We start from the raw sequence: 15,558 nt of genomic DNA on the forward strand, positions 1-15,558 counted from the left end.
ACTCCCCCTATTCCTGCAGCTCGCCGAATTCTGCTTGCTTGGTCCGGATTTCGTCGTGAATATACTGCACCGAATCCATCAAGGCCTCCCGCGGCTCGATGCCGCTGATGACCGCACGGTAGAAGGCATTAAACAAATGCCTGCCCGTGGAATAGCCGCCCGGCACCTCCGGAATTCCCTGCACCCATTCAAATTGGGATTTCAAATTCTCATAATCGGCTACCGGCCATGGCAGACTGTCCAGCGCCTTGATATTGGCGGTCGGATAGCGGGCCGCCGCGCCCATAAGTCCTTCCATCTCGCGGCCAAAGTTCGTCTGCGTTGCATCGCTGGTCCACCACTTCAGGAACTCCCAGGCCGCATCCTTGTCCTTCGCATCGTCCAGCATCAGCACGGCGCTGCCGCCGCTTGGAACGGTGCGGTCAATGGTGCCGTCCGCCTGAACGGTTCCCGGTACGGGCGCGAAGCCCCATACGCCCCGGATCTCCGGCGCGAACACGGACAGCTGGTTATAGGTGGTATAGTCGGAAATGCCGATTGGCATTTGTCCTGTACGGAATCGGTTCGCAAAATCGTATTCCCGCTCCAGCTTGTAATCCGTATAATATTCCGTCCATTGTTTGAAGGCCTCCAGCCCAATCTTGGAATCCAGATCCGACTCCTGATCGTTGTTGCGGTAAAATTGCCCGCCGGATTGCATCAGGAGCGCGGCATATAATGAATTCGGCGGCAGCGTGGTCCACTGATCCGGTGCCTGCGCCACAACGGGAAGACCAAATTGCATATGATTTTTGTTTAATACGCTAAGCAGGCTGGCCACATCGTCCCAAGTCTTCGGAACTTCAAGACCAAGCTCCTCCAGCACGTCCTTCCGGTAAAACATCATGTTGAAGGTTTGGGTCTCGGGCAGCGCGTACACGCCGTGCCGGTATCGGTAAGGCACCAAGGCGCTGTCCCTGAACCGGTCTGCTACCGATTCGAAATCATGGAATTGCGTCAGGTCCGCTGCCGCATTCCGCATGGCGAAGTTCACCGGGAGGTCATTACCGATCTGCATCGCTACCTCAGGTCCCTGACCTGACAACGTTGCGGAGAGCAGCGTCCCCATGTTTACCAGCTTCAGATTGACGTTGATGCCGGTCTCCGGCGTAAAGGTCTCGTCAATCATTGCCTTGATGGTATTGGCCTGATCCCGCCCGCTGCCGATCCATACCGTGATCGAACGCTGATTCTTCTCATCCGAGACATTACCGATATTGTTGTAATCGATGAAGAAGGAGCTGAAGAACGTCGACACCTCATGCTTCACCTTATCGGTTGCCCCCATTCCGCTCTTCGGCAGCTTGGCATCGGCTGATGCAACGTAGAGGGCATCGATCTCGAGCGGCTGCTCCCTTGCCTGCTGCAGCCACGTTCCGAGTCCGCCGGTGTTCGTCTTGTAAGCCTCCATCCTGCGCGGAATCGTATCCGGCTTCTCGATCATCTCATCCAGTTGAAGCGCCATGGTCTTCAGCAGGGCCTCCTGGTCGCCGGATTGACCCGACAGCTCAACCAATCTGGCCGCGATGGCTTTTAATCTGTCACTCTCGTACCGGAAGATTTCCAGCAGCTCCGGTATCCGCTGCTCCACGCGGTAATCGCGGAATTCATCCGGATTGGTGCCGGTGATCATCAATATTTTGCGGTACATGGCATTCAGATTTAGCAGACTGTCCTCCACCTCATGAATGAGCGGAGCGAATTCACCCAGACTCGCCTCGAGGCGTAACACATGCTTACCTTGCTCCAACCGGAACAAATAGGGTTCATCGCCCCCAAGCACGTCCATGCGATATCCGTTCTTAAAGCGGAAGGCGACGTGGTTCATTTCTTCAAACGGAACCTTCCCGTCGATCGTCAGCTTTCTCGTCGAGTATATGCCCCTCACAAAATTTTGCTGGGATTTGAATGCAATCTTGTAGAGCCCGCTCTCGGGTACTTCCAGCTCCCATTCGATCCACTGTCCAGGCAGCCGCCAGTTGAAGCCGCCGATGGTATTGATCCGTACCTTCGACGCGCTGTAGGGACTGACGCTCGGACTCGAACGCTCGCTTAACGGATACAAGGTCGGCGAGGATTTGGCGACTGCGTCCTCACCCTGAATTGTAAGCACGGTTCCTTCGGTTTTCCGAACCCCTTCAGTCTCATACTGTTGTTGCAGCTCGGCGTACGTCAGCGGGCGCTCCTGCTTGAAAAGCTTCAGCCCCCCGATCACCATCGGCTCCCTTGCTGCTGTAAGGGACACGGTGTGTTCCCCTTTTTCAAAGTAAAAAAGAAACGGCTCCGTGATGTATCCGTCAGCATCCTTAAGCACTGCCTCAACCCAGGCCGGACGTTCGATTTGTTTCGGTCTCAGGTCATTGCCCTGGTTATCCTGATCGATGCTGTCCTTGGCGTTATCCCATATCCGGTCGAATTGCAAATAGGCAGCCTCCTGAAAGGGAAGCTTCCCGTTGATGCGGATGGAGCGCTCAATGGAGGAGTTCTTTCCTTCCACTGGATAATAGAGCAGGGACAGATTGTACAACCCCTCTTCCCCTACATGAACCTTCCATTCCACCTCACCCTTCTCGCCCGTAAAAAGCGAGGTACCCGAATGACCCTTATAGGCTTCCAGCTTGCGGAATTCCCCGCCCTCGGCACGGCTGTAATCCGCCGCAGGAATCGTGATTTCACGATCCGGCCGACTCTTTCCGTCATGGTCCGACAAATACTGGGCATAGGAGATGCTCTTTCCCGGCTGCTTGCTGAGATTGACCAGCGATGCGGGACGTTCCAATGAAAGCTCGGTCCGGCTGTCTTCCACTTTTCCGACGGATCCGAGTTCACTTCCCCCTCTATTAAAGAACACAATCAGGGCGGCCATGACCGCCAAAAGAATCCATAATCGGTTCATCCATTTTTTTAGCTGCGTTTGAAGTGTCAATGTTCATCCCCCTGTTCAGGAGAAGGGGGCGCGGCTTGCGCAAAACGCCCCCGTCCATCTTATTTGCCCATTTTATCGACAGCAGCCTGTGCCTGTTGTTTATATTTCTCGGCCGTAGCGGTTACCGATTGATTGTTCACGATAATATCCTCAATGAAAGCGCCCGTAGGGTAATCCGTGTAAGCTTCATCGACCGTGATGACGCCGGTTCCGGCAATATGCTCGCGAATCATGTCGATGTCTTCCTGATGGGTATAGATGCTCTCCAGGTAATCCTGACCCGGATATTCCTCTGTTGGCGGTATATCGAACGTCTCTTCATAAATTTGATAGACGATGGCCGGATCTTTCACGCCTTTTGGAATGAACTTGGCGGATGCGGCGGTATTGGCATACGTTGTTTCCGCCGAGCCTTGCGGACCGCTAGGAATCGGAACCACGCCGACCTCGAACGTAATGTCGCCGAGCATCCATTCCGCTGCCGTAAACATGGCTACATCCCCGTCTTTAAAAGTGTTTGTTTCTTCCCAGTTTGTTTTGTTGCCGCTCTTGACTTTAACAACCTTCTCCACGTTGTAGAGGCGGTTCACAAATTCGGCTGCTTCCAATGTTTTCGGATCGGACAAGCCTTCTTTGCCATTGGAATCATCGACGATTTTGCCCCCGTTAGCAGCGGTGAAATGCTTTACTGCATCAATCGCCCAGCCGGAGAAGCCCCATACGTCCGTTTTCCCGTCGTTATTCGTATCCTTGGTTGCCTGCTTGGCAATCTCCATGAGTTTATCCCAGTTCCATTCTCCCTTGGCATACAGCTCCTGAAGATCCGGGAGACCGTTCTTCTTAAACAAATCGCGATTGTAATGAAGTCCAAGTCCGATCGAGGTCGGATTATCGAATCCGTATTCCCCTCCGCCAATGGAAGGATATTTCGTCTGCAGATCGGCTTCGTTATTGATATTATTCTGATCCGTCGTAAACTCGCTGATCGGCAGGATCTGACCCTTCATAATGGCCGGCAATGCCGATCTGTACTCCAGCTGCACGATATCGGCAAACGGCTCGCCTGCCAGTACGCTTGTCGTGAATTTATTCATGTACTCCTCAAAAGGAACGTTGACGAACTCGATCTTGCAATTGTACTTCTTCTCGATTTCAGCAATCTTCTCCAGGCGGGCTTTCTCTCCGGCTGTTGTGCCTGCCGGCTTCAGGTCCCACCAGGCAGCGACCTTAATCACACGGCCGCCTAAATCAACAGGTTCTGCCTCAGGTTCAACGGGTTCTTCTTTTGGAGTCTCTGCTGCGGTTTCCGAGCTAGGAGCCGGAGTCGCTGGCGGTGTCTCTGCTTGTTTAGCCCCTCCGCCACTGCAGGCCGTAATCAAAAATAATAAACAAACAAGTAATAAAGAAAGCCCTTTCATTTTTCTCACGCCAAAAACCTCCCCTATTTGTTTAACACCCTGTTTAACTGCTGCATGTACCCCCAAGATGATGTTGAATAGATTTATTCCCGGTATTCCCTGCTGCTCCCCTCGGCTCCCCCCAATCCGTTATCCCTGTTTGCCAAAAAATATATCACCCTATTTGTGAGTTAGTCAATATAAATTATGTTAATAATAACAATAAACCTAATTAAATTATTATAAAATACCTAAATATTTAGTGATAACGATTATAACATGAATCTACACAACTCGGCTGCATTCGATATAATTCCTTATATATCAACGGTTTATTTCAATTTATACGGATAAACCGTCCCTTATAAGGCCACTGCATTTGTTATTTTTTTGTTATGAATGTAAAAAAAACCCGATGTCATGAAGACATCGGAGCTAACATGAAAATATGACATTACAGCTTATTGTTCATCCGTATCGCGTGTTGCGTTATTCAAATCCCTAACAATGACATCTGCTTGAATTAGAAGCCGCTCGTAATTCGAATCCGGGTTCAGTATTCGCCAGAGCAATTGATCAACGGCACGCATCCCGAGCAGTTCCTTATCGATGTTGACGGTTGCCATAATCGGCAGGTTATCGTACGTATTATCAAATCCGGTCACCTGTACACGACCTGGTACGTCGATGCCCTGATTCCTGAGCGCCTCCATGGCGAACATGGCGGTGATATCGTTAGCGCAAACAAACACTTCCGGAAGCTCGTTTCCGGCAAGAGCCTTTCCTAACGCTTCATGTATATTCTCAATCTCCGGGCTGATCAGGGAAGACAGCTGCCGATGTTCGATTTTGTAATCGGCCAGCGCGGACGAAAAGCCGATCCAACGCTCATAAAAGCTCTGGGCATCTTCGATATTGCCGATGAACTGATATTTTTTATAACCTCTGCTGATCAGCTTGGTCATGATTTGTTTCATGCTGTGCATATTGTCAGTGAACACCGTGTCCGATTGGAACGCCGGGTCCATGTGGTCCACCATGACCACGGGAATGTTCAGCTTCTTGATGTCCATTAAATTTTGGGTGGATACAGATCCCACCGTCACAATTCCGAGAATCCCCTGGGGATTTAGCAGAGTGAACATATGGTCATTCGAAGGCTCCGTCAGCGTCAGAATGTCCAGTCCCTTCTGATTCAGGCGAGCGGATATGCCGTCAAACACCGGTCCCCAATAAAGGGATTCCCGATTTTGATAACGGACATTCGGGAACAGCACAAGCACCGCCCCCGCCCATTTTCTGTTCTCCGGATCTTGAAGCTGCTGGTTTTTTCCCGCTGCTTGGTTCGGCTGATCCTTAAAATATCCCAGCTGTCCGGCTGCCTTCAGAATCATGTCCCTGGTCTGCGGACTGACGCCCGACTTTCCCGACAAAGCACGGGATACCGCGAATTTAGACACGCCGGTAAAATCGGCAATTTCCTGAATCGTCACTTTCGTTTTCATCGTTATCAACCTACTTAAGTGCGAATTTGTCGTTCAATTTCCGTGTTATTATTGTTAGTTTTTGTTAGGTTACTGACATAATATTATTTGAAATAATCGTCAAAGTCAAAGAATATCCCGCATTTTCTTGTTTTCATTTTTACAAAAACAAAAGCTGCCCCTATGGTCATGTTCAGACCATGAGGGCAGCTCTTCTCCAGTTAGCGATAAGATTTACGATATTATGGTTTCTTCACGAGCAGCGGTTCCCATTGCAAGCCTTCTCCGGTGATTTCGATCCGGAGGTCGGAGATGCTCATCAATGCCTCCTCGCGGCGTGTCTCAAGTGTGATTACGGTTTCCTTGTATAGCTCGCCTATCTTCTTCTGCGTACCGCTTGCCATTTTCGTTATTTCGGATTTTCTTGCGGCATTGCCCTTGGAGATCGCGGTTGTCTGTTCCTTAAACAGCTTGCTGTATTGGCTCTTAGCTGTTGCTTTGCTGATTTTCCCGTGTTTGTACTTCCACATCGGACTGTTCAGGTACGACGTACTGGACCCGTTCCGCAGCTTCCACATCGGGCTGTTCAAATAACTTTCACTGACCGTTTTGCTGAATTTCCACGCGGAGCTGTTCAAATAATCAGGATCGACCGTCTTCTTATAGGTCCACATCAAGCTGTTCAAATAATCCTCGTTCATTTCTTTGCTTAGCTTCCAGAGCGTGCTATTCAAATAATTCCGGTTTGCAGCGTTCGCGTACTTCCACATCGGACTGTTCAAATAACTTGGATTGATGAACCGTTCATATTGTCTCAGCTTATCCTTTAAGTCACGGTTTCCTTCATACTTCAGCTTCAGCTGCTCCAAATCAGCTTGAAGCTTCTCATCCCACTGCTTTTGATCCTCCAGCACTTTTTTCTCCAGCTGATCCAGGGACGCATGGCTCGCATCATAAAACCCCTGGTATTTCTTGTCTACTTGCTTCTGGTAATTGTTATAGGCGTTTACCGTCTTCTTATTATAGGATTTATACTCGCTCCATACTTGATTCATCCATTTCTGATCCGCTGCGTGGACCGTTGTTTGTGGGATCAGGACCGAGACTGCAAGCAAAAGGCTGCATAAGGTCAATAATGATTTTCGCACCAATCTCATCAAATTTCGCCCCTCTTCTATAGATCGTAAACAAGGGATATTTTACCTAATGGCTTGGTATCTTCCAATAGGAATTCCGAACCCCTAACTTTTAGACTAGCCTGCTTGTCCCGAGCTCGATTATTTCATGGTACCTCGTACTCCATTCCCTAGCTCTTTCGCGAAAAACATGCCTTTTTTTCGCAATTCCATATTTCAAAGTGAAGGATATATGCACTTCCTTAGTCCTGTAGTCACTAAGTATCGCTATGATATAACCGAAAAGGGCCCTGACGGCAAATCGTCAGGGCCCTTTTTATTATACCAACAGGAGTAGAATCTGCTTCTACGCTTCAACTTCGGTTGAGATATTCCAGTTAACGCCGTATTTGTCCGCAACGATCCCGTAGGCCGGGCTCCAGAATGTTTCCTGCAGCGGCATAACGACCTTGCCGCCCTCACGCAGCGCTTCATATATCTGCTTCGCGTGTTCGGCTGCATCGGTCATGATGCAGATTTGGACCTGATTGCTGGATTGGACCGGTTGACCGGGAAACGTATCGGATAACATCAAGACCGTCTCGCCGACGATAAGGTTTGCGTGGGATACCCGATCCCGCGCGCTTTCCGGCAGCGGAAAGTCCGGGTTGGCCGGCATCTCGCCAAAAGTCTGAACCATGACGACTTTGGCGTCCAAGGCCTTCTCATAGAATTGAATAGCTTCCTTAGTATTTCCATCCATAATGAGATACGGATTCATTCGAAGTGTCATGCGATAGTTAACCACCTTTTATTTTGATAACTCATATTATCTCCTATGGTGGACACTTTAGCAAAATATGACGGAGATCCCGACAGGAAAAATACTTACCCTTATTTCCATCCATAGAGAAGTGTAAAGTCGGCGGTTACCTCCATCTCTCCATCTGTCATCCGTTCAATAACCTCAGGTGAAACGCTCCAGGATAACGGCGTCATATGAATCAGCTGCTTCATCTGCTCGGAATCCAGCATGATGCGATACCGAATCTCTTCGAACTCGATCCGTTCAAAATGTCGGCTGAACAGCTCCATCGTGCCGTCATTGGAATACGTCTCTTTACCTGTACCTGTATAAAATAAAGCTCGAAGCTCCTGCAAATACAGGCTCCCCGGAATTACCTTCACCAACATTCCGTCACTCGTAAGCAATCGCCTGAACTCCGAATAATTGGAAGGGGACAAAATATTCAAGATGTAATCAAACTGTTGGTCAGCAAACGGGCTCTGAGACAGGTCAGCCACGCACCACATAGGGTCCGGGGATGTCTTGGCGGCCATTACGACTCCCTCTTTGGCAATATCCATGCCCACACCGAGAATGTCCGGCACCGTGGGGTGCTCCCGAAGCTTACGTCCAATGGCGGATAGATGGGAGCCCTCTCCGCAGCCTGCATCGAGCAGTCTCAGAGGCTTGCCGGATTCCGGCGGCTTCCGAGACTGCATCCCGATCAGACGATTCGAAATCCCTTCAATCATCGGTCCAAAGAACCCGCTGCTGTTAATCATTTTTCGTGCCTCAAACAAGGCCTTATCATATTTGGTTTTGGATCTGTTGGACAGCAGGTTGACGTACCCCTGTCTCGATATATCATAGCTATGCAGCTTCTCGCACACCAAGCTTGCCAGCTGCTGAACTCTCATGGAACTGCCGCAGATCGGGCATCTAAACATCTTCGCATGTTTCGATAGCCATTGTGCTTTTTGTAATAACCTTTCATTTCTGGACACAGCAAAAATCACCCTTTCATTCGATCATACGTAATGAAAAAGGCACAGAAAAATAAACTCAAGCCGCAATGTCAAAAAAAAGGGCCGAGCCTACCTGGATCTGTACCTCACATTAACGTAAGCGAATGAAATGGATCATAATCATGGCAACGGACACGCTCCTGTTATCAATTCGGGCAAGAGATCTGCCCTATTCCAATTTTAAACACGCTGTGAAGCGTTGTAAACCCGCCGGCCTAAAGTTCTGTTTTAGCAAAATATATCAAGAATAAACTCCCCTTATGGACTATGATGAAATTCTTGAGGCTACATCCACTTCCTCGCTCAAAAAAGAAAAATATTAAAATCAAAACGTGTTCTTCGTCTCACTGATCATCTATATTCCGCTCTTTGTGGGCGTGAATTCGGTGATCCACTACGGCGCCAACAAGGTAAGCCGGAAAATGTCGCAGAACGATCCGTTCGACTCGTAGAAAGGGATATCAGGTGACTGCCGCATGAAAAACATCAAATTGAAGATGGCCCGCGTCGAGAAGGATTTATCACAGGAAGAACTGGCCCAGATTGTCGGTGTCTCCAGGCAGACCATCGGCCTGATCGAGCTGGGGAAATACAATCCGTCCCTCAGCCTGTGCGTTGCCATATGCAAGGCATTATCGCGTACGCTGAACGATCTGTTCTGGGAAGAGGACTAAGGTAGGTCATACAGCATTATAATTCTCTAACGCCGCCGGACAGTAATTGCGGCGATGTTAAGGAGGTGATGCCAACGTTTCAAGGCAAGAAATAATACTGTCGATATTCTCTTCAAACCGCTCAACCAACTACACAACATATAACCGATCATCTTATAAGGAGTGACCCCGCATGCCGCTACATAAAGCTAGAAAAGCATTCACCGTGTTTCTGCTCACCGCTTCCATTTTGGGGACCACCTTCATCCCTGAAGGAAAAGCAGATGCTTCTGCCGCCGATCCCATCCAAGGCCAGGTTACGGAGGTTAAGACTGCACGAACGTCGGATGAAAAGATTGCCGAGTGGGAGAATTGGGCCAAAGAACATGTATACCGACTGGATACGATTCAGCCATCGAACACGGCCAACGGCTCTAACCAGTATAAGGATTTGGCCATGCTAAAGCCCTTGCTGCATGACAAACGCATTGTGTTCCTGGGGGAAAGCTCCCACGGCGTTGCCGAGTTCAATCTGGCCAAGACCCGTTTGATCCAGTTCCTGCATCAAGAAATGGGGTATAACGTCCTGGCCTTCGAGAGCGGCCTAGGAAACAGCTCCTTGGCTTACGGCCGGGCCGGACAGCAAAGCGCCGAACAAACGATGAAGGATTCCATCTTCGGTGTCTGGTGGTCCAACGAGATTTTGCCGTTGTTCGAATACATTAAAACAGCACAACAGAGCAAGCAGCCGCTAGTGCTGACCGGTTTTGATATGCAGCTGCAGTATCTCCTGTTGGATGGACAATGGCTGCAGGATCAGGCCATGGCTAAGCGCCTAGGGGAAGCTGAGAAGAAATTGTCCGACTACTCTCTTGGTACGGATCTTACCGCTTACCGCAAAGAGAAAAATCAGCTGATTCAAGTATACAAGGATGCTCTAACATCCTTAAAAACCGAGGCAAACGAAGCTCATCTGAAGCAGCTGTATCCGGATAACCCCAAACTGTCCATGCTGCTCGAGCAGAGCCTGAACGACCGGATTCGCGTAGCCCGGGAGTATGTAGAGCTCTCCATCCAATCAACCCTTGGCATGGAAAGCGGCGATTATGCACCGTTCCTGGAATCGATGGAATGGCGGGATCAGGCGATGCATGACAATCTCATGTGGTTGGCTACCGAAGTATATCCGACGGAGAAATTCATCGTTTGGGGACATAACGACCACATCCGTAAAGCCCAAACTGAAGTGATGGGTACGCCATACCCGGTTACTTTAATGGGGGAACAGCTCTCGGAGGAAATGAAAAAATACAGTTACGTACTCGGCTTGTATCCGGCCAGCGGACAAACAGCAGATAATATGGGCAATGTGCATGACGTTCTGCCGGCAGAGCCGGGATCCATGGAATCGATCCTGTCGGCTGCAGGCTCACCGTATACCTTCGTTGACCTGCGTTACCAAAAGCGTGAGGCAGGCAACTCATGGATGTTCGAACCGCGTGTTGCCTATAGCTGGGGCATGATTCCGGAAAGCTTAATCGCCCGTGACCAATACGATGGTATTCTGCTTATCGATGACGTAAACCCGCCGCAATATATAAGATCCTCTACTTCATCCAAGGCTTCTGTGCCTGCTGAAGACTAAGGTGCTATCATTCTTCTTTGTCATATAAGAATTTAATAGGTTAACATGCCAAGTATCCCCTGATGGTCTGCTTCAAGAGTCCGAAAGCTGTAAACTCTTGGAAAGGACCACGGGGATGCTTGTTTTTTCTTACGCTCTGTTCTTACATGTTTATTTGATCGAGATGTTCCCTGAGGAGGTTTTGAGTTTCACCTCATGCTGGCCAGCACCGGAGCGCCCTTCCGTCTTCCGGTTGCTCTCCTTTCTATCCTCCAAAGGAACGGCAATCGACCGGCGTCCGCTGCCGGATTGCAGCATCCATGTCGCATCAGGCGTTTCTTCATCGAGCTGTATGTTCACGTTTCCGCTTGTCGCCGATACTTCCACATCGTTGTTCAAACGGGTGAACGCAAGTGAGATATTCCCGCTTCGCCCCTTTACCCGGAGGCTGTGGTTTTGCAAGCCGGTTCCCGTTACTTTGCCTGAAGAACCGTCTACGATGACCTTCCCTGCATAATCCGCGGGAATTCTCACGTGAAGCTGCGGCATCCGGCCGATATTCAACATCCGAGTGATATCGTTATCTAAACGAATCTTCACCCGATTGTTTTCCTGATCAACAACGGCCCCCGCGGAATAGCCGCTTCCGAGCAGCGAAACCTCCAATGCCTCCACATCCGCTGTCTCCACGAACAAGGTCGTACTGCCATGGTCGATCTCCAGCTCTTCAACCTTCTCAAGCGTTAAGCGTTGGAGCTCCTCTTCTTCGCTCGCTGAACTGCATGCACTGAGCAAGAATACGCCAAGGATCCATAGGATTGCAGCCGGTGCATATCGTTTCATTACTTTTTCCACCCCTTTTCAACATTGAAGCCATTGTACAGGATGACGCTGCGTCACTTTCAAGCTAATTTATATTTATGGAATAAGATAAAAAAGGGGATGGCGATCGCCATCCCTTTAATCATCGAATCGAACATCATTTTAACGAACAACTATTTTATTTTTTTCAACTTGGATTACTTGCGTATTGGAGATAGGCACGAGATTTAATTTAGAATTGTAGTGAGCCATTAAATCAGAAGCTGCGTCTTTAAAAGGTTCGTTGTTATAATGCGGAACAGGATAAACATTTATGAAGTTTAAACCCTCAAACGATTTCAATGTAGCCGCTTTACCTATATCATCCATGAATTTTACATACTCTATATTGGGAGATGTTATGATAGATCCCGCTGATTCTCCAATATACAATTTTCCCGAATGAACTTGATCTGTTATGATCTTATCTGCCCCTGATTTCCGCAGCTCTTGTAACAAGTAGAACGTATTTCCACCAGATACGTAAATAAAGTCATTTCGTTCTAGCTTTTCTTTGATTTCCTGCGATGGTGCTGCAGAAATATCAAGCTCTTCAACGACGACTCCCAACTTTTCGAATGCTTCCTTTGCTGTATGAATATAGTGGGTGATTTCTTCTGGAATACTCGCAGTAGGAATAAACGTTAAACTCCTCCCTTTTAGATCATCAGCAACGAATTCTCTAAAATGATCAACAACATCTTTAAACGAAGATGTTAAAAACAAATTCAGCATCTTTACTTCTCCTTTCATTATCACTAGGTATCCGTTCTTTAACTTTAATATAAATCAAACATATTCACTTCATAGCCCTGTGCTTTCAGGTAATTGAACATTTGCGCCCGGTGATGCTGGGCATGCGTGACGATTTCAATCAGCCACTTGGCTTGGGTTGAACCGTGCTCCAAGTAGAAGGGTTTGGTTTTCTTCTGCATAAATTCTTCATCTGTCAGCCCGTTCATGTAGGATTTTACATCCGCAAGTCCCTTTGTCATCCAAGAGATCAGCTTGTCCTTGTCCACGCCGTCAGCGGCGATGCTTGCTTCCAGCTCTCGGATCTCCGCTTCGCTCTTCTCTTGAAGAATCAACAGGTCCGTGGCAGGCACCGACACCAAATGATGCACGAGTTCCTGAAGCGACCTCATATTGTGGGCAGGTCTGTAATCCCAATGCTCTGCCGAAATTTTGCCGATCAGATTCGAGCTGGTCCGAACGATAAGCTCCAGTTCCTCGAACAACAGCTGCTTCATTTCATGCAATTGACTCACGTTTCATCACTCCAATTTTTAGTTATAAGGGGGATCTGGGTTCTACGGACAGTATAGCGTATAATAGTGACAACTATTGTCATAGTCATCCAACGATTCGGAGCTGATCTTATGTCCAAATCCAAACGTCTCATTGAGCTGATGATGACCGTTAACCGAATGCGAAAATTCACCGTAAGAGAACTGGCCGATCAATTCGGCGTGTCGTCTCGCACGATTTTGCGGGACCTGCAGGAGCTCAGCGAACTGGGGGTTCCCCTCTATTCCGAGGTCGGACCGCACGGCGGTTACCAGGTGCTGAAGGAACGGATTCTCCCGCCGATCGCCTTCAGCGAGGAAGAAGCGGTAGCGATGTTTTTTGCCAGCCACGCCCTGCGTCACTATCTATTTCTTCCCTTTGAAGCCGAGTCCTCTACCGCACTTCAAAAATTTTATTATTACATGCCGGGGGATGTGCGAGACCGGATTGACCAGATGAAAAACCGCGTGGATTTTATGACGCATACAAGGCAGCAGAAGGCTGAATCTCTCAGGGTTCTGCTGGATGCCGCCGTTGATCAGCGGGTCGTTACGATGTTATACGAGACCCGGGAAGGATATGCGGAACGGAGCATCCAGCCCGTGGGCATCTATGCAAGCAACGGCTTCTGGTATTGTCCCGCTTATTGTTTTCTGCGCAATGATTTTCGCCTGTTCCGCTGTGACCGCATGCAGTCCGTGCTTGAGGATGCAACCGGCATCGAGCCGCGGGATCACCGCCATATCCATCTGGGTAATTGGAGGGAGTACGGGACAGAGAAATCGGTCTATATTCGCATGGTCGTTGATCTGAGCCGGGAAGGTGTTCAACGCTGCGAATCCGAGTTATGTCCGGTTCCCCATATTGATATGCAGCCGAATGGAAGCGGACAGCTCGATCAGAACGTTCCTGTCAGCGAAATTTTGTATTTCGCTAAATTTTTTATCGGATTAGGAAATGAAGCCACTGTGAAGGAGCCGCAGGAGCTGGTGGATCGCATGAAGGGGATTCTGACGGAGATGATGGTGAAGTATGGTTAGAGGCAGCTACCTCTCATTTGGCAAAAGGTATGGATTATTTTATCGGAATCTTGTATCCGCGTAAGATTGACGAAAAGAACATGCCTTGTTACAATTTCATCAACAATTAGGAAAAGGATGAGGACGATGGTTCGTCGTTTGATCAGGTTTAAGAATGTGGCTACTGTATTGAGCTTCTAAGTAAACGATATATTCTACTTAGAAGCGAGGGAAAAGAATGAAACAACATCGGTTTGAACACTGGTCCGAAATTAAGTATTTAAAGGATATTGTCACGAACCCTATGATTAGTGTAGGAGAGTACTCATACTATTCTGGATATTACGATCATCATGATTTTGAAGATGGTTGCGTTAGATACCTATGGGGGGATGAAAAATCCAGAAGGTTGTTTAATCCCATCGAAAGCCATGGTTGGCATATCGATAAGTTGATTATTGGAAATTACGTATGCATTGCAAGTGGTGTTATTATTTTAATGGGCGGAAATCACAATCATCATCCTGAATGGATAACTGTGTACCCGTTTGTAGAGCAGATTGAAACTTCTTACGCACCAAAAGGTGATACCGTCATCGAAAGTGATGTCTGGATTGGAATGAATGCCATGATTATGCCAGGTGTGACCATAGGCGAAGGCGCCATTGTTGCCGCTGGTTCGGTTGTTACTAAGGATGTCCCGCCCTATACAATCGTAGGCGGTAACCCTGCTAAAGAGATAAAGAAACGCTTTGCGGACGAAGAAGTCAAAAAGTTAATGGAAATGCGATGGTTCGATTGGGAACGCGAGCAAATTGAACGAGCTGCTCATATCTTGTCCAGTTCTTCCATCCACCGATTATATGACTTTTATCAAAAAGAAATAAAACCATACGTTTAATTTCCGACTCCTCATTAGAATAAAAAAACGAATGAAAATATCCCTTCTTGAATTCAAGAAGGGATATTTTCATCTTGGCCTCAGACTTTTGTTCATTGTTCAAAACTCCTTGCATCCTGTTCATGGAAATCTAACTTATGGACCCAGCATGAGATATCCTAAAAAGGTGTAGATAAAATAAGAGCATAACGCAAGCACATTGCAGGCTATTAATAGCAGGTCCTTGGCTGAATCGGTAATTCCATAGGAACGGATAGATAACACGATACCGAACGGCGGAATAAAGGCAGTGGATAGCAGTCCGTAAAAGTGAAACCAGTGCCCATCGCGGACAAACAAAATTTCTATTGCGAATAAGAGGATAGGCAAAATAAACGTCCATGCTGAGATTTTACGCACAACGGGAACTCTCCATTTCGATGTCATGCCTCTCTCCTCTT

At 48.2% G+C, this 15,558-nt stretch carries 15 protein-coding genes; 5 read left to right on the forward strand and 10 right to left on the reverse strand.

Annotated elements, in window-relative coordinates:
- Positions 1 to 7 precede the first annotated feature (7 nt).
- The 6 genes from PLA01S_RS01455 to PLA01S_RS01480 form a co-directional block, all read right to left on the reverse strand.
- Positions 8 to 2,965, reverse strand: a complete 2,958-nt coding sequence (locus PLA01S_RS01455) for an extracellular solute-binding protein (protein WP_127589725.1) — start codon at positions 2,963 to 2,965, stop codon at positions 8 to 10.
- Between the two features lie 59 nt (positions 2,966 to 3,024).
- The gene (locus PLA01S_RS01460) at positions 3,025 to 4,392 is read right to left on the reverse strand and encodes an ABC transporter substrate-binding protein (RefSeq protein WP_127589726.1); all 1,368 of its coding nucleotides are present in this window, start codon (positions 4,390 to 4,392) and stop codon (positions 3,025 to 3,027) included.
- 431 nt (positions 4,393 to 4,823) lie between these two features.
- Complete coding sequence (locus PLA01S_RS01465) at positions 4,824 to 5,867, reverse strand: LacI family DNA-binding transcriptional regulator (protein WP_127589727.1); 1,044 nt, start codon at positions 5,865 to 5,867, stop codon at positions 4,824 to 4,826.
- Between the two features lie 221 nt (positions 5,868 to 6,088).
- Entirely contained in the window at positions 6,089 to 7,003 is a 915-nt protein-coding gene (locus PLA01S_RS01470) for a hypothetical protein (RefSeq protein ID WP_127589728.1), read from the reverse strand.
- 325 nt (positions 7,004 to 7,328) lie between these two features.
- Complete coding sequence (locus tag PLA01S_RS01475) at positions 7,329 to 7,754, reverse strand: VOC family protein (protein WP_127589729.1); 426 nt, start codon at positions 7,752 to 7,754, stop codon at positions 7,329 to 7,331.
- A 101-nt stretch (positions 7,755 to 7,855) separates the two neighbouring features.
- Positions 7,856 to 8,695, reverse strand: coding sequence for a putative RNA methyltransferase (locus PLA01S_RS01480; RefSeq protein WP_371860370.1), 840 nt, complete (start codon positions 8,693 to 8,695; stop codon positions 7,856 to 7,858).
- A gap of 410 nt (positions 8,696 to 9,105) precedes the next feature.
- On the opposite strand from PLA01S_RS01480, the gene PLA01S_RS32940 reads away from it, so the two are divergent.
- The 3 genes from PLA01S_RS32940 to PLA01S_RS01490 all read left to right on the forward strand — a co-directional run bounded on the left by PLA01S_RS32940 (position 9,106) and on the right by PLA01S_RS01490 (position 11,071).
- Positions 9,106 to 9,225, forward strand: coding sequence for a DUF6773 family protein (locus PLA01S_RS32940; RefSeq protein WP_307719743.1), 120 nt, complete (start codon positions 9,106 to 9,108; stop codon positions 9,223 to 9,225).
- 24 nt (positions 9,226 to 9,249) lie between these two features.
- Positions 9,250 to 9,447: a helix-turn-helix transcriptional regulator gene (locus PLA01S_RS01485; protein ID WP_009594955.1), complete on the forward strand. Its 198-nt coding sequence runs from the start codon at positions 9,250 to 9,252 to the stop codon at positions 9,445 to 9,447.
- A 172-nt stretch (positions 9,448 to 9,619) separates the two neighbouring features.
- Positions 9,620 to 11,071: an erythromycin esterase family protein gene (locus PLA01S_RS01490; protein ID WP_127589731.1), complete on the forward strand. Its 1,452-nt coding sequence runs from the start codon at positions 9,620 to 9,622 to the stop codon at positions 11,069 to 11,071.
- A 150-nt stretch (positions 11,072 to 11,221) separates the two neighbouring features.
- Here the strand turns inward: PLA01S_RS01490 and PLA01S_RS01495 are convergent, their stop codons facing one another.
- From PLA01S_RS01495 to PLA01S_RS01505, 3 genes are all read right to left on the reverse strand, one after another.
- Positions 11,222 to 11,893, reverse strand: a complete 672-nt coding sequence (locus tag PLA01S_RS01495; RefSeq protein ID WP_127589732.1) for a DUF4097 family beta strand repeat-containing protein — start codon at positions 11,891 to 11,893, stop codon at positions 11,222 to 11,224.
- A 141-nt stretch (positions 11,894 to 12,034) separates the two neighbouring features.
- The gene (locus tag PLA01S_RS01500; RefSeq protein ID WP_127589733.1) at positions 12,035 to 12,646 is read right to left on the reverse strand and encodes a peptidase E; all 612 of its coding nucleotides are present in this window, start codon (positions 12,644 to 12,646) and stop codon (positions 12,035 to 12,037) included.
- A 44-nt stretch (positions 12,647 to 12,690) separates the two neighbouring features.
- Positions 12,691 to 13,179 (reverse strand): DinB family protein, encoded by a 489-nt coding sequence (locus tag PLA01S_RS01505; protein WP_127589734.1) that lies wholly within the window; start codon positions 13,177 to 13,179, stop codon positions 12,691 to 12,693.
- Between the two features lie 111 nt (positions 13,180 to 13,290).
- On the opposite strand from PLA01S_RS01505, the gene PLA01S_RS01510 reads away from it, so the two are divergent.
- Positions 13,291 to 14,238, forward strand: coding sequence for a helix-turn-helix transcriptional regulator (locus PLA01S_RS01510; protein ID WP_127589735.1), 948 nt, complete (start codon positions 13,291 to 13,293; stop codon positions 14,236 to 14,238).
- 217 nt (positions 14,239 to 14,455) lie between these two features.
- Positions 14,456 to 15,118, forward strand: a complete 663-nt coding sequence (locus PLA01S_RS01515) for a CatB-related O-acetyltransferase (RefSeq protein WP_127589736.1) — start codon at positions 14,456 to 14,458, stop codon at positions 15,116 to 15,118.
- 135 nt (positions 15,119 to 15,253) lie between these two features.
- Here the strand turns inward: PLA01S_RS01515 and PLA01S_RS01520 are convergent, their stop codons facing one another.
- The gene (locus PLA01S_RS01520; RefSeq protein WP_127589737.1) at positions 15,254 to 15,544 is read right to left on the reverse strand and encodes a hypothetical protein; all 291 of its coding nucleotides are present in this window, start codon (positions 15,542 to 15,544) and stop codon (positions 15,254 to 15,256) included.
- Between the last annotated feature and the right edge of the window lie 14 nt (positions 15,545 to 15,558).

It is taken from the genome of Paenibacillus lautus NBRC 15380 (assembly GCF_004000945.1).
GTDB lineage: Bacteria > Bacillota > Bacilli > Paenibacillales > Paenibacillaceae > Paenibacillus_AQ > Paenibacillus_AQ lautus.